General features: G+C 53.7%; 4 protein-coding genes. 1 reads left to right on the top strand and 3 read right to left on the bottom strand.

The features are described 5' to 3' along the window. Nucleotides 1–456, bottom strand: a 456-nt coding sequence (locus tag FTU75_RS18040) for an MFS transporter (protein ID WP_180110343.1), incomplete at its 3' end; no start/stop codon positions are given. Between the two features lie 82 nt (nucleotides 457–538). Here FTU75_RS18040 and tetR(Y) point away from each other — a divergent pair. After that, entirely contained in the window at nucleotides 539–1162 is a 624-nt protein-coding gene (gene tetR(Y), locus FTU75_RS18045; RefSeq protein ID WP_011931118.1) for a tetracycline resistance transcriptional repressor TetR(Y), read from the top strand. 63 nt (nucleotides 1163–1225) lie between these two features. On the opposite strand, the gene FTU75_RS18050 is transcribed toward tetR(Y), so the two are convergent. After that, nucleotides 1226–1522, bottom strand: coding sequence for a hypothetical protein (locus tag FTU75_RS18050; RefSeq protein ID WP_044501921.1), 297 nt, complete (start codon nucleotides 1520–1522; stop codon nucleotides 1226–1228). A 140-nt stretch (nucleotides 1523–1662) separates the two neighbouring features. Next, nucleotides 1663–3625 (bottom strand): Tn3 family transposase (locus FTU75_RS18055; RefSeq protein ID WP_373682959.1); only part of this gene is annotated, 1963 nt, incomplete at its 5' end.

Here is a 3625-nt window from a genome sequence, read left to right on the forward strand (position 1 = left end):
AAGAACACCGCCAATAGCAGGCCCTGCAATCATACCTGCACCAAAACACGCCCCCATAAAACCAAACCAACGCGCACGTTCTTCCTGTTTAGTTGTATCAGCGATAATTGATGCCGCGATTGCACCAGTTGCTCCGGTAACACCTGAGATAATCCGGCCGATATAAAGCACCCATAAAACAGGCGCTGCCGCCATTATGCTATAATCAATCGTGGCACCTAAAAATGAAACCAGCAAAATAATCCGCCGTCCATAGCGGTCAGATAACCGCCCTAAAACGGGCGCGCAAAAGACCTGCATAAACGCATAAAGCGATAAAAAAACACCATAGTGAAATGCTGTTTGCTCTGCCGGTACAAATTCATTTAATAAAGCCGGAACCACCGGCATGATTAATCCCAAACCAATCGCATCAAGCGCGACAACAATGAGTGCGGTTATAAGTGATTTTGACATAGATGTGACTTTTATTTATCATTGATAAGTTGGCGATAATAAACTTTATCAACGATAAATTGTCAAGAGGTAATGCAATAAAATGACCAAATTGGATCGTGAGACCGTTATTCAGGCTGCACTTGAACTTCTCAACGAAGTCGGTGTTGACAATTTAACAACGCGAAAATTGGCCGAGCGCCTGAAGGTGCAGCAACCTGCTCTTTATTGGCATTTTCGCAATAAGCGCGCCCTGCTTGATGCCTTATCTGAAGCCATGTTAGAAAAAAATCACACCCGCACCGTGCCTCAGACAGGAGAAGACTGGCGTGTCTTTTTAAAAGAAAATGCACTCAGCTTTCGTAGCGCACTGCTTTCTTATCGTGATGGCGCACGCATTCATGCGGGCACACGCCCAACCAGTGCGCAATATGAGCGCGTGGAAAAACAGATCAGATTTTTATGTGAGAGCGGATTTGAACAGCCCGATGCCGTACGGGCATTAGTGATTGTCAGTCATTATACGACGGGCTCTGTCAGTGAGCAGCAAGCAGCCCTCGAAGATAGTTCTGAACGCAAACAAGCCTCAAAAGAAGCCCCTGCACAGCCATCACAGTTTCTATCTCATGCCTTTGATACATTCGATGCGGAAGGTGCCGATTTTGCCTTTGAATATGGATTGGATGCTTTAATTTCCGGTCTGGAAATGAAGAAAGCCACAAAATAACTTAGCAGATGCAACATAAAAAAGCCCCGCAAAGCGAGGCTTTTAAAATGATTAACTTAAAGATTATGCTTTTGGTGCAGCTTTTGGTTTGCGTGTTGAATAGACGACAAAGAACCCTGCAACCAAACCATAACCAAGCCATTTAAATGGCAGTATATCCGCATCTTCGCTGCGGATTGCACGTACCGCAACCGTGCCCGGACGTGTTTCCACACCCGCTTTACCACTGCTTTGAGCCGCTTCAATCTGATCAGGTGAGACGACCCATTCACGGCCTGTATATTTATCATAGGCCATAAAACCAAAGCCCACGATGAGTGCGGTGATTGCGCCTGCAATCAAACGAATGCGCATATTCATATCAAATTTCCATTATTTAATCTTGTTCAGCTTTTAAGCTGACAACAGCAAAAACATCAATTAGCAAAGCCGATCACTTATTATTATCTAATTCAAAATCACAAAATGGGGTCGTTTGCGGGAGGGGGCGGAATCCTACGCTAAGGCTTTGGCCAGCGATATTCTCCGGTGAGATTGATGTGTTCCCATCCGAGCGGCGAAACATGGGCCAAGAGATCGGGCGATAGCAGCTTTCCATCGCGTTTCTGGTTTGCAACGACCTCGCCGAGCTTCATGGTGTTCCAGAAGATGATGATGGCGGCGAGCAGATTCATGCCGGCGATGCGGTAATGCTGGCCTTCGGCGGAACGGTCGCGGATTTCACCGCGGCGGTGGAAGCTGATTGCCCGCTTCAGCGCATGATGAGCTTCGCCTTTGTTGAGCCCGATCTGGGCACGCCGTTGGAGTTCGGCATCCAGAATCCAGTCGATCATGAACAGGGTGCGCTCGACGCGACCGACTTCCCGCAGGGCTGTCGCGAGCTCGTTCTGCCGCGGATAGGAGGCGAGTTTCCGCAGAATCTGGCTTGGCGCGACGGTCCCGGCAGCAATGGTGGCGGCGATGCGCAGGATGTCGGGCCAATTGCGCTCGATCATGGCTTGGTTGACCTTTCCGCCGATCAACGCTCGCAGGTGCGCCGGGGCGGCCGACGGATTGAACGCGTAGAGCCGTTTGGATGGCAGGTCGCGGATGCGCGGAGCGAACCGGTAGCCGAGAATGGCACATGCGGCAAAGACGTGATCGGTGAAGCCGCCCGTGTCGGTGAACTGCTCGCGGATATGGCGTCCAGCATCGTTCATCAGCAGGCCATCGAGGATGTAAGGCGCTTCGCTTGCCGTTGCAGGAATCACCTGGGTTGCGAACGGCGCATATTGGTCGGAGACGTGGCTATAGGCTTTCAGGCCCGGGGTATTGCCATATTTCGCGTTGACCAGGTTCATGGCCTCACCTTGCTCTGTAGCGACGAAGAACTGTCCGTCGCTCGAAGCCGACGTGCCCATGCCCCAGAACCGGGCCATGGGTAACGCTGCCTGTGCCTCGACCACCATGGCCAGCGCCCGGTCATAGGCTTCGCCCTCGACATGCCACCGTCCAATGCGGATCAATTCCCAGAAGGTGTGGGTGTTTGTCGCATCCGCCATTTTGCGCAAGCCGAGGTTGATCCCTTCCGCCAAGATAACGTTCATTAGCCCGATCCGGTCAGCGCAGGGTGCTCCTGTGCGCAGATGGGTGAACGCTTCGGTGAAGCCGGTCGCCGCATCCACCTCCAGCAGGAGATCGGTGATGCGCGTGGGCGGGATCTGCTTGTAGAGATCGAGCACCAGATCTTCGGCGCCTGTCGGCGCGGCGGCTTCGAGTTTCTCGATATGCAGAACGCCGTTTTCAATCGACCCGCCCGGGATCGTGCCTGCGCGAGCGGCACGGCCAAGCTCGCGCAACCGCATGTCGAGGCGAGCTTGCCGGTCTGCCAGCCATTCCTCCGGCCGCAATGGCACAGCGAGACGACCGCCTTCCGCGATGGATTGTGCCGGAACGAGTGCGTGTTTCAGATCGCCATAGCGCCGGGACCTAGTAAGCCAGACATCTCCGGAGCGGAACGCATCGCGCAGATGGAACAGCACCGCGATCTCCCATAGGCGAGCGTCGCCAGCCCTCTGGGCCCGAAGGTGGCGATGCCATTTCGAGCTGGGCCGCAAGAAGCTGGTCATCGCGGCATCGTTCAAACCGGTACGAAGGGCCGTCACCGCTTCCAGAAGCGGCAGTGCAACGGGCGCAGCTCGCAGATCGAGCAGGCGCAACATGCGTGGAGCGTATCGGCGGAAGCGGTGATAACCGTCGAGCACATGATTGAGCGGATCGTCGGCCATGGTGGCGGTCAGCCTGGTTGCCATTGCAACAAGGGTTTTTAAGCCGTCCCACCCTGACCCACTCGCGATGGCACTGTTGCAAATAGTCGGTGGTGATAAACTTATCATCCCCTTTTGCTGATGGAGCTGCACATGAACCCATTCAAAGGCCGGCATTTTCAGCGTGACATCATTCTGTGGGCCGTACGCTGGTACT

Source organism: Acinetobacter sp. YH12140, from assembly GCF_013418475.1.
GTDB classification, from domain to species: Bacteria; Pseudomonadota; Gammaproteobacteria; order Pseudomonadales; family Moraxellaceae; genus Acinetobacter; species Acinetobacter amyesii.